This window comes from Caballeronia sp. SEWSISQ10-4 2 (assembly GCF_030464885.1).
Classification (GTDB): Bacteria; Pseudomonadota; Gammaproteobacteria; order Burkholderiales; family Burkholderiaceae; genus Caballeronia.
In genome coordinates this window covers 350,300-366,178 of the sequence record NZ_JALPRJ010000001.1, presented here as the reverse complement: position 1 = coordinate 366,178, position 15,879 = coordinate 350,300, and the positions used below count along the sequence as shown (strand labels likewise).

Below are 15,879 nucleotides of genomic sequence, written 5' to 3'. Positions count from 1 at the left end.
CCGTCTCCTTACCTCCCCGGCCTGAAGTCCGGGGTTTCACGGAGACCCTGATGAATTCCCCGAATCGCCGTTCTCTGGAAGTCGATTTCTTTCGGGGAGTCGTGCTGCTGGTGATTGCCGTCGATCACATTTCGGGAAGCCTCTTATCCAGATTTACACTGCACAGTTACGCGTTCTGCGATTCCGCAGAGGTTTTCGTGTTCCTGGGCGGATATGCGTCGGCGGCCGCTTATACAACGCTGGAAGCGAACCGCAGCCACGCGGCCGCGTGCCGCCGCTTCCTGAAGCGCAGTTGGGAGATTTATCGCGCTTATCTTTTCACGGCTGTCATGATGCTGCTGGGCGGGGCGCTGTTGATGTGGCTGCGTATCGATACCCCTATGCTGCAAGTGACCGAATGGCCGTCGTTCCTGGCCCGCCCAATTGGCCTGACGTTCGATATAGCGACCTTGCGGCATCAGCCGTATTTGTCGGCGGTATTGCCCATGTACGCAATGTTCGCGCTCGCTGTGCCGCTCGTTGTGCCGTTGGCCGAACGTAAGCCGGTTGTCGTGCTGTTCGGCAGTCTCGGCATATGGCTGTTCGCTTCGCAACTCGCGCAATGGTTGCCGTCGGCTTATGCGGAAGGGTGGTCGTTCAACCCGTTCGCGTGGCAATTGATGTTCGCGCTCGGCATGCTGGCGCGGGTGCAGCCGATCAGTGCCGAATTCCATAATTCGAAAACCGCGCGCTGGTTGACGCGGGGCGCGATTGTCGTGGTCCTGACGTTCGCGTTCGCGAAACTGTTCCTCGAGACGCAGGCGCCCCCGGGATACATGAAGCAGAATCTGGCGAGCCTGCGCATTGTGAGTTTTGTGGTGATCGCGTGGCTGTTTGCGCAAGCGGTGCACGCCGGCTGGATCAGGGAGCTGGCGAAGAGCCTGCCGAGCGTGGTCAACATCGGCAAGCAGGGTTTGGTCTGTTTTATCGCGGGCGCGTGCATGTCGCTGGTCATCGATACCACCTTGCGGGTCGTTTCGCTCGGACACTACCAGTGGATAGCGGGGCTGACCGGGGACGCCGTTGCGATCGGCGGCCTGATCCTGCTCGCGGCGTTCTGGCGCGATCGCAAAGAAGCGCAGCGGGCGCGGTTGCCGAAACGGCCGCCGGTACCGGCGCATGCCGCTAACCCGCGTGATCGATGAGGGGAAAAATGTGAATCACGCGTGCCTCGCCGGCACGCGTGGCGCATAAGCGCTAAGAAAGCTTGATGTTGCGCGTTTCTCGCATGCACAGCACGCCGATCAGACTGATCGCTGCCGCGATCGATACGTACCCGCCAACCCATGCCAGACCGCCGCGATTCGCCAGTAATTGCGCGATATACGGCGCCACCGACGCTCCCAGGATCCCGCCCATGTTGTACGCCACGCCAGCTCCCGTGTAGCGCACGTTGGTCGGGAACAACTCGGGCAGCAGCGCGCCCATCGGGGCAAAGGTCACGCCCATCAGGAACAGCTCGATGGTGAGAAACAGCGCGACCGCATAGGTGTTGCCGCTGCCGAGCAGAGGCGCCATCGTGAAGCCGGACAGGATCGCCGCAATACAACCGACGATCAGCACCGGCCGGCGGCCGAATTTATCGCTGGCCAGCGCGGAAATCGGCGTCGCGATAGCCATGAAAAGCACCGCGAAACACAACAAACCGAGAAACTTTTCGCGCGTGAAATGCAGCGTCGAGACGCCGTACGACAGCGAGAAAACCGTGGAGATATAGAAAAGCGTGTAGCAGACGATCATCGCGACCGCGCCAAGCAGCGTGGGCTTGAGATATTGGCTGAGCAGCGTTGCGATCGGCACCCGCACGCGTTCCTTTTTCTCGAGAGCTGCGCGGAAGGCCGGCGTCTCCGCAATCTTCAGGCGCACGTAAAGTCCGAGCGCCACCAGCACGGCGCTCACGATGAACGGCACGCGCCAGCCCCAGCTACGGAATTGTTCGTCGGTGAGAGAGAGCGCCAGACCGAAGAACAATCCATTCGATGCCAGGAACCCGACCGACGGCCCGAGTTGCGGGAACATGCCGAACCAGCCGCGCTTGCCTTGCGGCGCGTATTCGGTGGCGAGCAGCGCTGCGCCGCCCCATTCACCGCCGAGCCCGATGCCCTGGCCGAAGCGCAGGATGCACAGCAGCACCGGCGCGAGGCTGCCGATCGACGCGTAGCCCGGAACAAAGCCGATCAGCGTGGTGGACACGCCCATCACGAGCAGCGACGCGACGAGCGTCGATTTACGGCCGATACGGTCGCCGAAATGGCCAAAGATGAACGAGCCGATCGGCCGTGCGATGAACGCGATGCCAAACGTAACAAACGCCGACAACGCCTGCGCCGCGGGCGAGCTGTGCGGGAAAAAGACTGGGCCGATGACCAGCGCGGCGGCCGTGGCATAGACATAGAAATCGTAGAACTCGATCGCCGTGCCAATAAAACTCGCGAAGATCACGCGGGAAGTGCTCATTTTCGCGTCGCTTGCGGGCGAGGCGGGCAATGAGCCCGATGGTGAGGCTGATGACATGGCGTCTCCGGTTTGCCCTTTGGACGCGTTTGAACGCGTGTCGGGACACACTTTGTGTTGAACGTGCAATGTGCAACGAGCGTCGGCGCGCTCGCGGCGATGTACGGCCTAGAAAACGAACGGCGTCCGACTGCGCGGGTGTGTCGCGGCGGTGACCGGTCAGGCGCGTTGCGCCAAGCGCTGGATGGGCGGTGGCGACGGCATTGCCGGCATGGCCGGCGCGGGGTGTCGAAAATTATAACGACCGTGCACCGCGGCCAGCAAGGAAACCATGCCGACGAATGCAGCAATGGTTCCCTTCAATCAATGGCAGTTGCCTGTGGCGAATGGACACTGCGCAGCTGGAACCGGCCGTTGTCGTTGAAGAGCCAGTCTTCGAACAGTTCGAGTTGACCGTTGCCGTCGAGCAGACGTGCAGGCGGCGTGGGCAACGGCGACGCGCGTCGCAGCGACGCGAGGGCGGTGGCTTCGGCTTCATCGTCGCCATTGGTCCGGTACACCGACGAATGGATCACACGGCCGCTGCGGTCCACGGTGAACGCGACCACGACCAGTGAACGTAACATTGCTTGCGGCGTGCCTTTGAGCACAAGCGACGGATTGCGATCGAAGATTTGCTGCGCGACGCGCATCTTGTATTGATCGAGCGTCGCGCTGTTCAGGGCGGCGGCCGGCTTCGGCGTTTCCAGCGCGCTGGGTGGCGGGGTGATCGTGCAGGCGGCGATGGTTGCTGCGATCGATAAGGTCAGCGCGATGCGCGCAATTTTAAGGTTCGAGGTCATGGTCGACGAGGCTCCGCGAATTCATTGAACTCATGCTTAACAATACGCGGCTGGTCCAGGTCTTGCTGCGTCTTTTTGCGTGTTCAACTGCATTTTGATGTGCAAGGAGAGAACCATGAGCAACGATCCGACTGACCTGAAAAACCCGAAGCCAGCCGAACATAGCGATAACGAGGCAAGCAAGATGCCGGATCGCGCCGATGACGACCGTAAGCAGGCCCCAAGCGATAAGCCCGGGAAGAAGCCGGGAGAGGGCGAGCCGGACGTCGGATGAGGTTTGGGCGACGGCGCTTGGCAAGATGAAACCCGCATCGGAGACGATGCGGGTTTTTTTCGCGGTGAGGCTAATTATCGTACTAACAAAAAATGACCTTGCATTTCTATTTCTGTTAGTACAATAATTGCCTGGGAATTATCTACGACAGCGCGAAGCGCGACAAAACCCTTGATGAGCGCGGACTGGACTTTGAGCTTGCTGCCGAGGTTTTTGCTGGCATGACGCTGACGCAGCCAGACTTGCGTACGAACTATGGGGAGCAACGATTCACGACCGCGGGCTGGTTGCATGGCCGGATCGTGGTGATGGTCTGGACATCCCGCGGCGGGGATCGCCGCATCATCAGCATGGGATAAGCCAATGAACGCGAAACTAAAAAGCTCGCCGCGCACCTGGGTTGATCCCGACGACGCGCCCGAAATCACCGATGACTGGGTCGCCGGCGCGCAGTTGCGTGACGGGGAAAGGGTGGTGCGGCGGGGAAGACCGGTGGGCAGCACGAAGACACCGACAACGGTCCGGCTGGACAACGAAGTACTCGAAGCGTTTCGCGCAACCGGGCCGCGTTGGCAATCACGCTTGAACGCCGCGCTCGCCGACTGGCTCAAGACCCACTCGCCGGAAGAGCTGGCGGTGTGAATTTCGCGTTATCAGGATCAGGGACGTTGGAAGGGGGTGTTGCAGACAAGCCGGGGTGCCGTTTTTGGCGGAAGCGGTGTCCGTATGTCATCCTTTTAATATAAGGGTTATGGGCTTATTGTCCGAAAAAGTACCCGTCAAAGTACCCGGAGTTATGAATGCTTCGCGGAGGGCTGAAAAGCCCATTTCGAGCAGCGAGACCGAGCCGAAAGCGCTGGAGACATGGAGACAACGAGTCGAACGTCACTGAAGTCCTTATTCGGCAGGGTTTTGATTACCTCCAAGTTTGTCTCCAACCTCCCATTTTCTTGGAGACACGTTTGGAGACAATAACTAACGGGTTGGATTGACTGGCTCCTGATAGCAGGTAGGTCTGCAGGCTCTGCTTGATTTGCCCTCGTTCTGGAACGGTTCGCGCAAAAGGCTCCCGCCGCACCGATCTTCCGGCTGGGTGATTGCAGCTATCATCAAAGTTACTTTGCACCTCAGAACATCAAGGCGAACGCGACTTGCAAGGAAACCAATCGTGCGTGACATCCGTCATGCCGGACTCGCTTCTATCTGACTGCCTTGCCGATCAGAATGCTCGAGATACTGCACCAACACCGCGTTGAGTGCATCCGGGAGCCGTTTCGGCGGGCAAGAGGATGAATGCAATGACGCTCATCGACACAGGGCAGCTAGGTACGCGACCGGATGCAAGCGCACTGAGCTGGCTCACGCGGATAGTGCTCGCGCTCCTCGCTGCGGTCGTCCCGCTTCTAGCACATGCGGTGACCGAATCCGACCTGTTGCCAGCCGAACAGGCCTTCCCGCTAACTGTCAGTCTCAGTGCGCCGCAGCAAATTACGCTCGATTTCGGCACGCGCTCCGGTTACTACCTGTATCGAGATCGTTTTAACTTTGCTGTAGATGGTGTTCCGGTGAAGCCGGTCGACTTGCCGCCGGGTGAAGAGAAAAATGATCCAACCTTCGGCAAGGTCTTCGTCTACCACGGTCCGGTGTCGCTGCGTCTGACGTTACCTCATCCCGTGACCGCCGACGTTGTACTGTCGGTGACATCTCAAGGCTGCGCGGACCTGGGTGTCTGCTATCCGCCGCTTACCCGGACCTATCGTATAGCAGCCGATGGCGCGGTATCGGACATCACGCATGCTCCAGACCGAGCTGACGTTGCCAATGCCGACGTCAGCTCGCCGGCGAACACGCGGACATTGTTCGGGCTGGCACTGCCGTCGTCCGCCGGCCTCAGCATCACTGAGTTGCTCGGCTTTTTGCTCGCGGGCCTATTGATCGCGGGGACGGCGTGCATGTATCCGCTCATTCCGATTGTCACGACGGTTGTGTTGGGTGGTGGAGGACACGGTGCCCGGCCGCATTTTTCGCACGCTTTTGCGCTCACCTTTGCCTACGTGCAGGGACTGGCGCTGACCTACGCATTGGCGGGCAGCATCGCAGCGTTCTTCGGCATCCAGTTGGTGATGTTCATGCAGCAACCGTGGATCCTGACAAGCTTCGGCATCCTCATGGTGATCTTCGCGCTCGGGATGTTCGGTGTGTTCAGGCTGCAATTGCCTTCACATTGGCAAACTGGCCTCGCTGGCTGGAGCCAGCGGCTGCCTGGCGGACGCATCCTTCCCGTATTCCTGATGGGCGCCCTGTCCGCGCTGCTCGTCGGTCCCTGTTCAACGCCGGCGCTCGCGGGCGCATTGCTGTACATCTCGCGAAGCGGTGATCTGCTTTCCGGGGCGCTCGCACTTTATGTGATGGCGATCGGCATGGGGATTCCCTTGCTGGTCGTCGGCACCTTTGGCACGCAGGTTTTGCCACGGACAGGCAAATGGATGCGTGCCGCGCAGAACACGCTGGGCGTGATGCTACTGGTGGCCGCCCTGTGGTTCGTCTACTCCTTGCTCCCATCGTGGTTGCTGATGGTGCTGGTGGCCGCGCTCCTCGCCGCGTGCGGCATGATGCTTCGAGCGATTGATCCGTTGCCGCCGGATGCGCGTGGGATTGCACGGGTGGGCAAAGCACTGGGCGTGCTCCTTGTCGCTGCCGGTATTGCCGAACTGCTCGGTGCCCTGTCCGGTAACGACGATTTGCTGCAGCCGCTCAAGCGCGTGTCACAGGGGACGGCATCCGTCACGGAAACCCCCTCGCGATTTCAGCCGGTGCGCTCGGTCGCCGAACTGGTCGACGCGCTGAATCAGGCACACGGTCAGCCCGTCATGGTGGATTTTTATGCGGACTGGTGCCTCTCCTGTAAAGAGCTGGAACGCTTTACGTTCGCCGATCCACGTGTCGCGGCTGAATTGGCACACTGGAAGCTATTGCGCATCGACGTCACACGAAACACGCCGGAGGATGCTGCGCTGCTAAAGCGCTATGGATTATTCGGACCGCCCGCATTAATTTTCTATGACCGCGGCGGGCAGCAACAAACTGCTGCCGAACTGGTGGGATTCGTTGGCGCGGATACGTTCCTCGCGCACCTGCAGCGGTGGGATCGCTGATGGGGCATTCACTGGGACATCGGCCATCGGGTTATCGACGTAAATACTGACGTTGCAAGATGTGGCATCACTGCCCGGCTGCGCCTATACTAAAAATCATGAAATTTCTGACCAAACTGATCGCCTTTTTTCTGATCGCGTGGTTGCCGATACTCGGTTATCCCGCGCAGGCGTCGCTTTGTTCGGCGATGACACCTGCCGTTTCGCCATCACATGAAAGCCAGATGTCCATGACTGATATGGACGATCATGCTGATCGCACAAAATCGCCCGTCGTCAAGACGCAGGCGGGCGGTCATTGCAGCATGGGCAGCCACTCGTGCAGCATGCCGTGGGTTCTCGTTCCCTCCCTTCATGTCGCGGTAGCAATCACCTCGTTGCCTGTCTACCGGCCCATGAGTCACGTTCTCATTGCGCAGTTCATCCCCGAGCCGCCGCAGCGCCCACCGCAAGCGCTTTAATCCCTCTTCCGTTAGTCCCATCGTAGACACGTTCAAGGACGGCGCGCTCGCGCGTCAGGAGAACTGTCGGACGGCGAAAACATGTGTCGCTTCCGACAGGCCTCAGTGTTCTCGTTGATGGTGCTGATGATGCGGTCCATGAGCCTGGTAGATGAGCCCCGCTGCTGTTCGCGCTCGCCGGCGAAACAGGGGTTGCCTATGCCAGTAGAACTGGTGCCGCGCGTTAGCCCGTGACACCGAACAGACTGAATGGAGACTGACGTGAGTGATCGTTCCTGGATTCTGAAAGCCATTGTGATCGTGCTGGCCGTAGTCGGACTTATCTCCGTACTTGGCGTGGCAGGGATGGCAATGATGCATGTCGGCATGATGCGTGGCATGCGGTAGTGTCATGCCGCGATACGCGCTTGATGATGATCCTCATCCGGCCAAGGAGACACCTCGATGAAAGATAGGCAACCAGACAAAAAACTTTCGAAAGACCAAGCCACACGTGCACGTCCTCGCAGCCCTCGATTGAACTTGTCGAGGCGACGCTTGCTTTGGGTGGTGCCGGTGGCGTTATCCGCGGGCGTAGTGTCGATGGCAGCGGAAATCATGTTGTCAAAGACCACGTCGGCGGGAGACAAGGCACCGTTGCCGGGCACACCGAACATCCCATGGCGTATCGGTATGCTGCGCGACAACGGTCTGCGCATTGTCCCAACTGGACGCACCGATGCATCGCATGTGCTGAACCCCGAGCAGTTCTCGGACGCCGCGACGCGGCACGCGTATTGGGTAGCCACGCAGATCCCGGCAACCCTGAATCAGTTGTATTGCTGGTGCGGCTGTGAGAATCGCGGTGAGCATCGTTCCAATTTGCAATGCTTCGAAGACCAGATGGCCGTGACGTGCCCCGTCTGTCAGGGAACGGCGGAGATCGCTTATCAGATGACGCGTCAGGGTATCAAAGACCCGGGCAAGATCCAGGCTGCGGTCGATGCGAAGTGGGCGCCCAAGGGTTAATTGTGTCATGCATCCGTGGAGAGGCGACTGCACCCATCCGTGGCTCAAGCAAGACAAGGATAGCTCGTTTTGGAGGGGACGAATGCCGGAGATCAAGAACGCAAAACGTCGTACGTTCCTGCGCGCCTCGCTGAGCTCGGCACTACTCGCGAGTGCCGGATGGTCACCTGCGTTGCGTACCGCATCCGCGCAATCAAATCCAGCTCATGCGCCATTCGTCCCGGATCTCGAAGTCGAGTTGCGCGCAAAGAAAGATCAACTCGCGATCTGGCCGGGATCGGCTACACACGTGTGGCGCTACGACGGAAAAGTCACCTCTGGCGACGCGGGCGCGCTCGTTTTTTTGTCCAATAGATACGTGCCGGTGTTGCGCGTGCGGCACGGACAAAAAGTGCGGATCGACTTCATCAACGAATTACCTGAACCGACCATCATCCATTGGCATGGTCTGCTCATTCCCGCCGCGATGGACGGTCATCCGCGCAATGCGATCTCGACCGGACAGCATTTCCGATATGAATTCGAGGTCCAGAACCGCGCCGGAACGTACTGGTTCCACGCGCACCCGGACGGCCGCACCGGCGCACAGATCTACTTTGGACAGGCTGGCTTCCTGATCGTCGGCGATGAGGAGGAAGCCGCACTCAAACTGCCTGAGGGTGCTTACGACGTGCCGCTCATGATTCAGGACCGAAAGGTGAATGGCGACAACCAGTTCGCTTATCTGTCACAACCAGCAGGCGGGATGATGGGGCGTGGTGGGATGATGAAAAGCGCAATGATGGGCAACGGCGGCATGGGTGGCATGGGTGACATGATGGCGCAGATGATGGGTTTTCTCGGTGACCAGATTCTCGTTAATGGACGGCCCGACTTCGTGTTGCCGGTAGAAACTCGCGCCTATCGCCTGCGCCTGCTTAATGCATCTAACGCGCGAATTTATAAGCTCGCATGGAACGACGGTTCTCCGTTTACCGTGATCGGCACCGATGGCGGACTGCTCGACGCACCGCTTCTACGGCAGTACGTGACGCTCGCGCCGGCCGAGCGGATCGACGTGTGGGTGGACTTCAGCCACCAACCACTGGGGACCAAGATGACGCTGGAGAGCCGCGAGTTCGCGGGCGACGTCGCGATGGGCGGGATGATGGGCAATACGGAGTTGCCGATGGGCGCGCGTTTCCCCGTGTTGAACGTCAGGGTCACGCAGCGCTCGGATGCGACCAGCGTCCTGCCGATGCACCTCGCGCGGGTGCCGGCGGTACGTCCGCAAGAGGCAGTCAATTTCTCACGGCCACGTGCGTTCGGTATCACAATGGGCATGATGACATGGGGCATCGATGGGCGCCGTTTCGAAATGGATAGCGTCACGGCATCGGAAACCGTGAGGCGCGAGACCACCGAAATCTGGGAGTTTCGCAACGAGGCATCGATGATGTTGATGGCGCACTCGATGCATGTACACGGCGTGCAGTTCCGCGTACTAAAGCGCTTGGTTGCAAAGGAGTTTTCCAGGGCGCGCGACTCGGTTGCGGGCGGATATGTCGATGAGGGATGGAAGGACACCGTACTCATCATGCCGGGCGAGCGAATCCGCTTGCTGATTCGCTTCGGTGCGTACACCGGGATGTTTCTCTATCACTGTCATATGCTGGAGCACGAGGACTCGGGCTTGATGCGCAACTATCTGATTCAGGCGTAAGAGCGTGATTCAAGAATCGGAGACAACCAGGCCAGACTTCGCGAGCGCGAGGCGGCCAGTGAAATGGAGGGCAACCATGAAATTCTCTCGCCGCAGTTTTATGCTCGTCACCGCAGGTTTGGCCTCTTCGCTGATCCTGGAGCGCAACGCTACAGCGCAAGCCGGGCCGGTCCTTGAATCCGACGCGAACGCGCAAGCGCTCGGGTACAAAACAGATGCAAGCAAGGTCGACAAGGCGAAGTATCCGAATCATCAATCTGGACAAGCCTGTGCGAGTTGCCAGTTTTTCCAGGGAAAGGCCGGCGATGCAATGGCTCCTTGCACGATCTTTGCCGGTAAGCAGGTCAATGCAAAGGGCTGGTGTAGCGCGTACGTCAAAAAAGCGTGAAACGAGACAACCGAACAAAGGGAGGTCATCATGGAATCGCAATGCGTAGTCGCGATTATCCGGCCGGATGTGCTTGGGGCTCTTAGGAAAGCGCTGCACGCGATCCATACGCATGGTGTCACGATCAGCAAAGTAAGAGGCTTTGGTGCACACCTGAACCCGTATGCGAACGACGAGGCGATCGGCCACCTGAAAATCGAGATCTTCGTTCGCACGGCCGATGTCGATACGCTGGTCGCTGCAATTATGAAGGTCGCGCACGTGGGTGCGCCGGGCGACGGCGTGATCGCCGTGCTGCCGGTTTCCCATTTCTACAGCGTCCACACCATGACCGAAGTGCTGCCGTAGTCGTGTCAAACGCGATTCTGTTAGCTGCGGCCGCAAGGACAGCGGCGCCTACCGTAGCAGGCGTCGCCGCGTCCTTGGCGCCGACCGCTGGTTAGTGCTTCTCCAGCTTCACAATGGTCAGCGTGCCGTTGACATCTTCGACGCGGACTTTGACCTTGTCGCCTTCCTTGACGTGATCAATCATCGCTGTGTCCTTGGCCTTGTAGGCCATCGTCATCGCCGACATACCGATGTTGGTCAGCGCGCCGTGCTGAAGCGTCACCATGCCGGTTGTCGGGTCCACCTTCTTGACCACAGCGTCGGTCAGTTGCGATTTGCCCGGCTTCGCGGCGCTCATGGCGCCGTTGTCCATCCTCATGCCGGCCATTTCGTCCGCAGCTACCGCGGCATTGGCGAGCGTAAGAGCGGTACAGAATACGGCGGATACGGTAACGAACTTCTTCATTGGTTTTCTCCAGAGTGGGATTGCGGCACGAGCGTGCCAACGGGTACTGCGTGAGGTTGAAGCGGTTCTTCAGTTTTCGTTTGGGTGCGTGCAATCTTCCGGCGTTGCAGCAGCAACCAGGCGGCCGGGATGATCAGCATCGACAGGAGCGGGGCGGTCACCATGCCGCCAACCATTGGCGCGGCGATTCGCTGCATGACCTCTGACCCGGCGCCATGGCCGAGCATGATCGGGATGAGACCTGCCAGCACGACCGCGACCGTCATTGCCTTGGGTCTCACGCGCAAGACGGCGCCCTCGCGAATTGCATCGACGAGTGTTGCTTCGGTGAAGGGCGCGCCTTCCTCGAGTCGACGGTTGAGCGCACCCTTCAGATACAGCAGCATCACGACGCCGAATTCGGCCGCGACGCCCGAGAGCGCGATGAACCCGACAGCTGTAGCGACCGACACCGCATGCCCCAGGATCCAGATCAGCCAGAAGCCTCCGACCAGTGCGAAGGGCACGGTTGACATCAGCAACAGCGCGTCAGCCGCCGAGTTGAACGTCAGGAAGAGCAGTACAAAAATGACGACGAGCGTCACCGGAATCACGGTCCGCAATTTCGCAGCCGCTCGCTCCAGATACTCGAACTGGCCTGACCACGCGATGGAATAGCCGGGCGGCAGTGCAACGTGCTGCGCGACAGCGAGCTGCATTGCCTTCACGGCCGATTGCAAGTCCACATCGCGAATGTCGACGTAGACGTAGCCTGACAAGCGCGCGTTCTCGCTACGGATCATCGGTGGCCCATCGGAGATCTTGATGATGGCTACGTCCCCTAGCGTGATCTGCGCCCCCCGGTCGGTGACCACCGGCAACTGACGCAGATTGTCGACAGAGTCACGGATCTCCCGCGGATAACGAATGTTGATCGGGAAACGCTCGCGGCCTGCAATGACTTCGCCGACGTTATCGCCGCCGACCGCGGTCGACACGATGGACTGGACGTCAGTCACCGACATGCCATAACGGGCTGCAGCCAACCGGTCGATATCGACGTCGATGTAGTGGCCGCCGTTCAAGCGCTCCGCCAGCGCCGACGTGACGCCTGGAACGTTCTTCAAGACGGACTCGACCTGCGTGGCAATCCTGTCGATCTGCCCAAGGTCAGCTCCAGAGATCTTCACGCCCACGGGCGTCTTGATACCGGTCGACAGCATGTCCAGGCGATTGCGAATTGGCGGCACCCAGACATTCGACAGGCCGGGAATCTTGACGCGTGCATCAAGTTCATCCACTAGCTTCTCGGGTGTCATGCCGGGACGCCATTCACTGCGTGGCTTGAACTGGATGGTGGTCTCGAACATCTCGAAGGGCGCCGGGTCGGTCGCGGTGTCGGCACGTCCCGATTTGCCGAACACGGTTTTCACCTCCGGAACCGTCTTGATCAGGCGGTCGGTTTGTTGAAGCAACTCGGCGGCTTTATCTGCTGAAATGCCGGGTAGCGCAGTCGGCATATACAGCAGGTCGCCTTCGTCGAGCGGTGGCATGAATTCGCCGCCTAGTCGCGACACGGGAATGAGCGTGATGGCGAGTGCGACGACCGCCAGCCCGATCGCGACCCATGGTCGGCGCAGCGTTGCTTCAAGCAATGGGCGATACAGCCTGATCAACACACGGTTGATCGGGTTGGCGTTTTCGTGGGGAATGCGACCCCGAATCAGAAAGCCCATCAGCACCGGCACCAGCGTCACGGACAACCCAGCGGCAGCGGCGATCGTGTACGTCTTCGTGAACGCTAGTGGAGCAAAGAGCTTGCCCTCCTGGCCTTCGAGCGAGAAGACCGGGATGAACGACAGCGTGATGATGAGCAACGAGAAGAACAAGGCTGGCCCAACTTCGGCCGCCGATTCCGCGATCAGTTCCCACCGCCGAGTGTTCGTGATCGGACTGTCCGGGTGCTCGTGGTCGTACGCCTCCAGATGTTTGTGAGCGTTTTCGATCATCACGATGGCCGCATCGATCATCGCGCCGATGGCAATCGCAATACCACCCAGCGACATCAGGTTCGCGTTGACGCCCTGATAACGCATGACGATGAACGCCGTCAGCACGCCGAGCGGCAGCGACAGGATCGCGACGAATGCGCTGCGCAGATGGAACAGGAACACCGCGCAGACCAACCCGACGATGATGAACTCTTCGATGAGCTTGTCTTTGAGGTTGTCCACCGCACGCTCGATGAGCTGCGAGCGATCGTACGTTGTTACGACTTCGACGCCTGGTGGGAGCGATTTTTTCAAATCGGCGAACTTGGCTTTGACCGCATCAATGGTCGTCAGCGCGTTCTTGCCCGAGCGCATCACGATGACGCCGCCGGCCACTTCGCCTTCGCCGTTCAACTCGGCAATGCCACGGCGCATTTCGGGGCCAATCTGGATGCGAGCGACGTCGCCTAACAGGACCGGCGTGCCCGTGTCGTTGGTCCGTAGCACGATGTTGCGGAAGTCGTCCAGTGTGCGCAGGTAGCCGGATGACCTCACCATGTACTCGGACTCAGCCAGTTCGACAACGGATCCGCCCGACTCCTGGTTGGCCTTTCCTATGGCATCCGCAACAGCACCTTGCGTGATGCCATAGGCGCGCAACTTGTCCGGATCGATGACGACTTGGTATTGGCGCACCATTCCGCCGATCGACGCGACTTCCGAGACGTCCGGTACCGATTTCAGCTCGAACTTCAGAAACCAATCGTTTAAGGCTCGGAGCTGTCCCAGGTCGTGTTTGCCGGTGCGGTCGACCAATGCGTATTCGTAGACCCAACCGACCCCTGTTGCATCAGGACCGAGTGACACGGTTGCACCCGGCGGCAAACGACTCTGCACCTGGTTCAGGTATTCGAGCACTCGTGAACGCGCCCAATACTGGTCCGTCTTGTCGTCGAAAAGCACATAGACGAACGCATCCCCAAACGATGAGTAGGCGCGAATGGTCGTCGCGCCCGGCACGCCCAGCAGCGTTGTCGTAAGTGGATATGTCACCTGGTCCTCAACCACCTGCGGCGCCTTGCCGGGATACGACGCCTTGATGATGACCTGCGTGTCGGACAGATCCGGCAGCGCATCGAGCGGTGTCTGCATCAGCGAATAAAAACCCCATGCAGTGACAAGCACGGTCGCGAGCAGCACGAGAAACCGGTTGTAAATCGACCAGCGAATGATGCGCGCGATCATTTCGTGCCTCCAACCGGTTCGACCTTCGTCAGTTGGTATCCGTCATCCGATTGCTTGAAGACGAAATGCACGGCGTCACCGGCCTTGACGTCGGGGAAGGCCGTGGGCGCCGGCTTGCCGAATGTCATGGTCATTGCACCCCATCCCAACGCGGGCACGGGCTGGTGCGAGAACGTGATGTCACCGGGAGTGACTTTTTCAACCTTGCCGGTCGTCTCGTAGGTGAGAGCCGCAGCAGCGGCGGAGGCTGCCGCCGGAACGGGAACCGATGCCCCCGCGTCGGGCACAACGCTTCCTTCGAGCTTCGGTAACACCGATTTCAGGCTCGCTTCCGAGTCGATCAGGAACTGGCCGGAGGCAACGACCTGCTGGCCTTCCGTCAGTCCGCTTGTCACTTCGGTATCGTCACCGGCATCGTTGCCCACCGTAATGGCGACAGGTTGCAGTCGACCATCGCTGTTCTTGACGATGACGATCGACCGTTTTCCCGTCGTGATCACGGCTTCGGACGGCACGAGCAAACGCGACACAGGTTTCGCGCCGCTGATATGGGCGCGCAACAGCATCCCCGGCGTCAGCTTCAGCCCGGCATTGTCGATTTCGAGGCGCGCCTGTAACGTGCGACTGCTTGTGCTGATACCGGGCAGGATTTCGCGGATGTGACCGCTAAAGTGCTGGGACGGATCGCCGGCGAACGTCGCATCGACCAACATGCCGGGCCGCACCTGTAGCGCAAGCGACTCGGGGATCTCAACGACCAGCCACAGCTTTGACAGACCCGCGACCTTGGCGAGCGTCTGTCCTGGCGACACCATCGCGCCATCGCGAACGTTGAGTTCGGTCAGCACGCCCGTCTCTTGAGCGAACAGCGTCACGTGCGTCTGCGCTTTACCCGCTCGGTCCAGGCTCGCAATGAGCCCGTCCGGAATCGACATCGCTCGCATGCGGGCGCGGGCCCCTTCAAGCAGACCGTCATCCATACCGCCGCGTTTGAGCGCCAGATATTCTTCCTGCGGCGCCAGCCAATCCGGAACGAACAGCGACGCGATTGGCGCGCCCTTGGCCACGCGCTGCATCGGCGCGCTCGTGTACAGATGGTCGATGTAGCCTGTCACCCGCGACTGGACGACATCGGCCGTTGACTCATCGAACTGAGTGGAGCCAACCACGTCGAAACCTTCAGCCGTGTCCTGCCGGCGCACCGTGGCGTATCGGATGCCGAGATTTTGTTGAAGCCCCGAGTCGACCCGGATTCCGCTGGAGCCGCCTTCGTCTGCGAATACGGGCTCCAGTTGCATGTTCATGAAAGGCGACTTTCCGGGCTTGTCGAAGTGCTGGTTAGGCACCATCGGGTCATGCCAATACAGGACCTTGCGGCCCGTCTTCGGATCTACCTTGTCGCCGGGCGCGGATGAGGTCGCGGCCGCGGCTGCCGTCACGGGTGCATCGGTCGCAGAACGATGGGTGCCGATCACATAACCGGCGCCTAGCAGCGCGGCTGCGACGAACACCGACGCCACCGCACGTACGAGTAGTTTCTGATTCATG

Annotated in this window: 16 protein-coding genes; 11 read left to right on the top strand and 5 right to left on the bottom strand. The window is 60.0% G+C overall.

The annotated features are described in order from the left end of the window. Positions 1 to 50: 50 nt before the first annotated feature. On the top strand, positions 51 to 1,184 hold the full coding sequence (locus M0D69_RS01645) for an OpgC domain-containing protein (protein WP_301780356.1): 1,134 nt from the start codon (positions 51 to 53) through the stop codon (positions 1,182 to 1,184). A 52-nt stretch (positions 1,185 to 1,236) separates the two neighbouring features. Here the strand turns inward: M0D69_RS01645 and M0D69_RS01640 are convergent, their stop codons facing one another. Then, the gene (locus tag M0D69_RS01640) at positions 1,237 to 2,496 is read right to left on the bottom strand and encodes an MFS transporter (protein ID WP_301780336.1); all 1,260 of its coding nucleotides are present in this window, start codon (positions 2,494 to 2,496) and stop codon (positions 1,237 to 1,239) included. A gap of 356 nt (positions 2,497 to 2,852) precedes the next feature. Further along, on the bottom strand, positions 2,853 to 3,335 hold the full coding sequence (locus tag M0D69_RS01635) for an energy transducer TonB (protein ID WP_301780335.1): 483 nt from the start codon (positions 3,333 to 3,335) through the stop codon (positions 2,853 to 2,855). A gap of 115 nt (positions 3,336 to 3,450) precedes the next feature. Here M0D69_RS01635 and M0D69_RS01630 point away from each other — a divergent pair, with 115 nt between their 5' ends. The 10 genes from M0D69_RS01630 to M0D69_RS01585 all read left to right on the top strand — a co-directional run bounded on the left by M0D69_RS01630 (position 3,451) and on the right by M0D69_RS01585 (position 10,671). Then, positions 3,451 to 3,609: a hypothetical protein gene (locus tag M0D69_RS01630; protein ID WP_301780334.1), complete on the top strand. Its 159-nt coding sequence runs from the start codon at positions 3,451 to 3,453 to the stop codon at positions 3,607 to 3,609. A gap of 131 nt (positions 3,610 to 3,740) precedes the next feature. Next, on the top strand, positions 3,741 to 3,968 hold the full coding sequence (locus M0D69_RS01625) for a BrnT family toxin (RefSeq protein WP_301780355.1): 228 nt from the start codon (positions 3,741 to 3,743) through the stop codon (positions 3,966 to 3,968). Positions 3,969 to 3,972: 4 nt separating this feature from the next. Then, a complete protein-coding gene (locus M0D69_RS01620) occupies positions 3,973 to 4,251 on the top strand; it encodes a BrnA antitoxin family protein (RefSeq protein ID WP_301780333.1) in 279 nt (92 codons plus the stop codon). A gap of 656 nt (positions 4,252 to 4,907) precedes the next feature. Then, entirely contained in the window at positions 4,908 to 6,764 is a 1,857-nt protein-coding gene (gene dsbD / locus M0D69_RS01615) for a protein-disulfide reductase DsbD (RefSeq protein WP_301780332.1), read from the top strand. Between the two features lie 98 nt (positions 6,765 to 6,862). Then, positions 6,863 to 7,225 (top strand): hypothetical protein, encoded by a 363-nt coding sequence (locus tag M0D69_RS01610; RefSeq protein ID WP_301780331.1) that lies wholly within the window; start codon positions 6,863 to 6,865, stop codon positions 7,223 to 7,225. Between the two features lie 261 nt (positions 7,226 to 7,486). After that, entirely contained in the window at positions 7,487 to 7,612 is a 126-nt protein-coding gene (locus tag M0D69_RS01605; RefSeq protein WP_301780330.1) for a hypothetical protein, read from the top strand. A gap of 129 nt (positions 7,613 to 7,741) precedes the next feature. Further along, positions 7,742 to 8,233, top strand: a complete 492-nt coding sequence (locus tag M0D69_RS01600; RefSeq protein ID WP_301780329.1) for a PCYCGC motif-containing (lipo)protein — start codon at positions 7,742 to 7,744, stop codon at positions 8,231 to 8,233. A gap of 82 nt (positions 8,234 to 8,315) precedes the next feature. Continuing rightward, positions 8,316 to 9,935 carry a multicopper oxidase family protein gene (locus M0D69_RS01595; RefSeq protein WP_301780328.1) on the top strand — a complete coding sequence of 540 codons (1,620 nt, stop codon included), beginning with the start codon at positions 8,316 to 8,318 and terminating at the stop codon, positions 9,933 to 9,935. A gap of 76 nt (positions 9,936 to 10,011) precedes the next feature. Next, on the top strand, positions 10,012 to 10,323 hold the full coding sequence (locus M0D69_RS01590; protein WP_301780327.1) for a high-potential iron-sulfur protein: 312 nt from the start codon (positions 10,012 to 10,014) through the stop codon (positions 10,321 to 10,323). Positions 10,324 to 10,353: 30 nt separating this feature from the next. Continuing rightward, on the top strand, positions 10,354 to 10,671 hold the full coding sequence (locus tag M0D69_RS01585; RefSeq protein ID WP_301780326.1) for a P-II family nitrogen regulator: 318 nt from the start codon (positions 10,354 to 10,356) through the stop codon (positions 10,669 to 10,671). A gap of 91 nt (positions 10,672 to 10,762) precedes the next feature. On the opposite strand, the gene M0D69_RS01580 is transcribed toward M0D69_RS01585, so the two are convergent. The 3 genes from M0D69_RS01580 to M0D69_RS01570 are packed head-to-tail and all read right to left on the bottom strand — an operon-like array spanning position 10,763 to position 15,878. Beyond that, positions 10,763 to 11,116, bottom strand: a complete 354-nt coding sequence (locus M0D69_RS01580) for a copper-binding protein (protein WP_301780325.1) — start codon at positions 11,114 to 11,116, stop codon at positions 10,763 to 10,765. Next, on the bottom strand, positions 11,113 to 14,331 hold the full coding sequence (locus tag M0D69_RS01575) for an efflux RND transporter permease subunit (RefSeq protein WP_301780324.1): 3,219 nt from the start codon (positions 14,329 to 14,331) through the stop codon (positions 11,113 to 11,115). Before M0D69_RS01575 ends, M0D69_RS01580 begins: the two co-directional genes overlap by 4 nt. Further along, on the bottom strand, positions 14,328 to 15,878 hold the full coding sequence (locus M0D69_RS01570) for an efflux RND transporter periplasmic adaptor subunit (protein ID WP_301780323.1): 1,551 nt from the start codon (positions 15,876 to 15,878) through the stop codon (positions 14,328 to 14,330). The genes M0D69_RS01575 and M0D69_RS01570 overlap by 4 nt, the downstream gene beginning before the upstream one ends. Position 15,879: the final 1 nt, after the last annotated feature.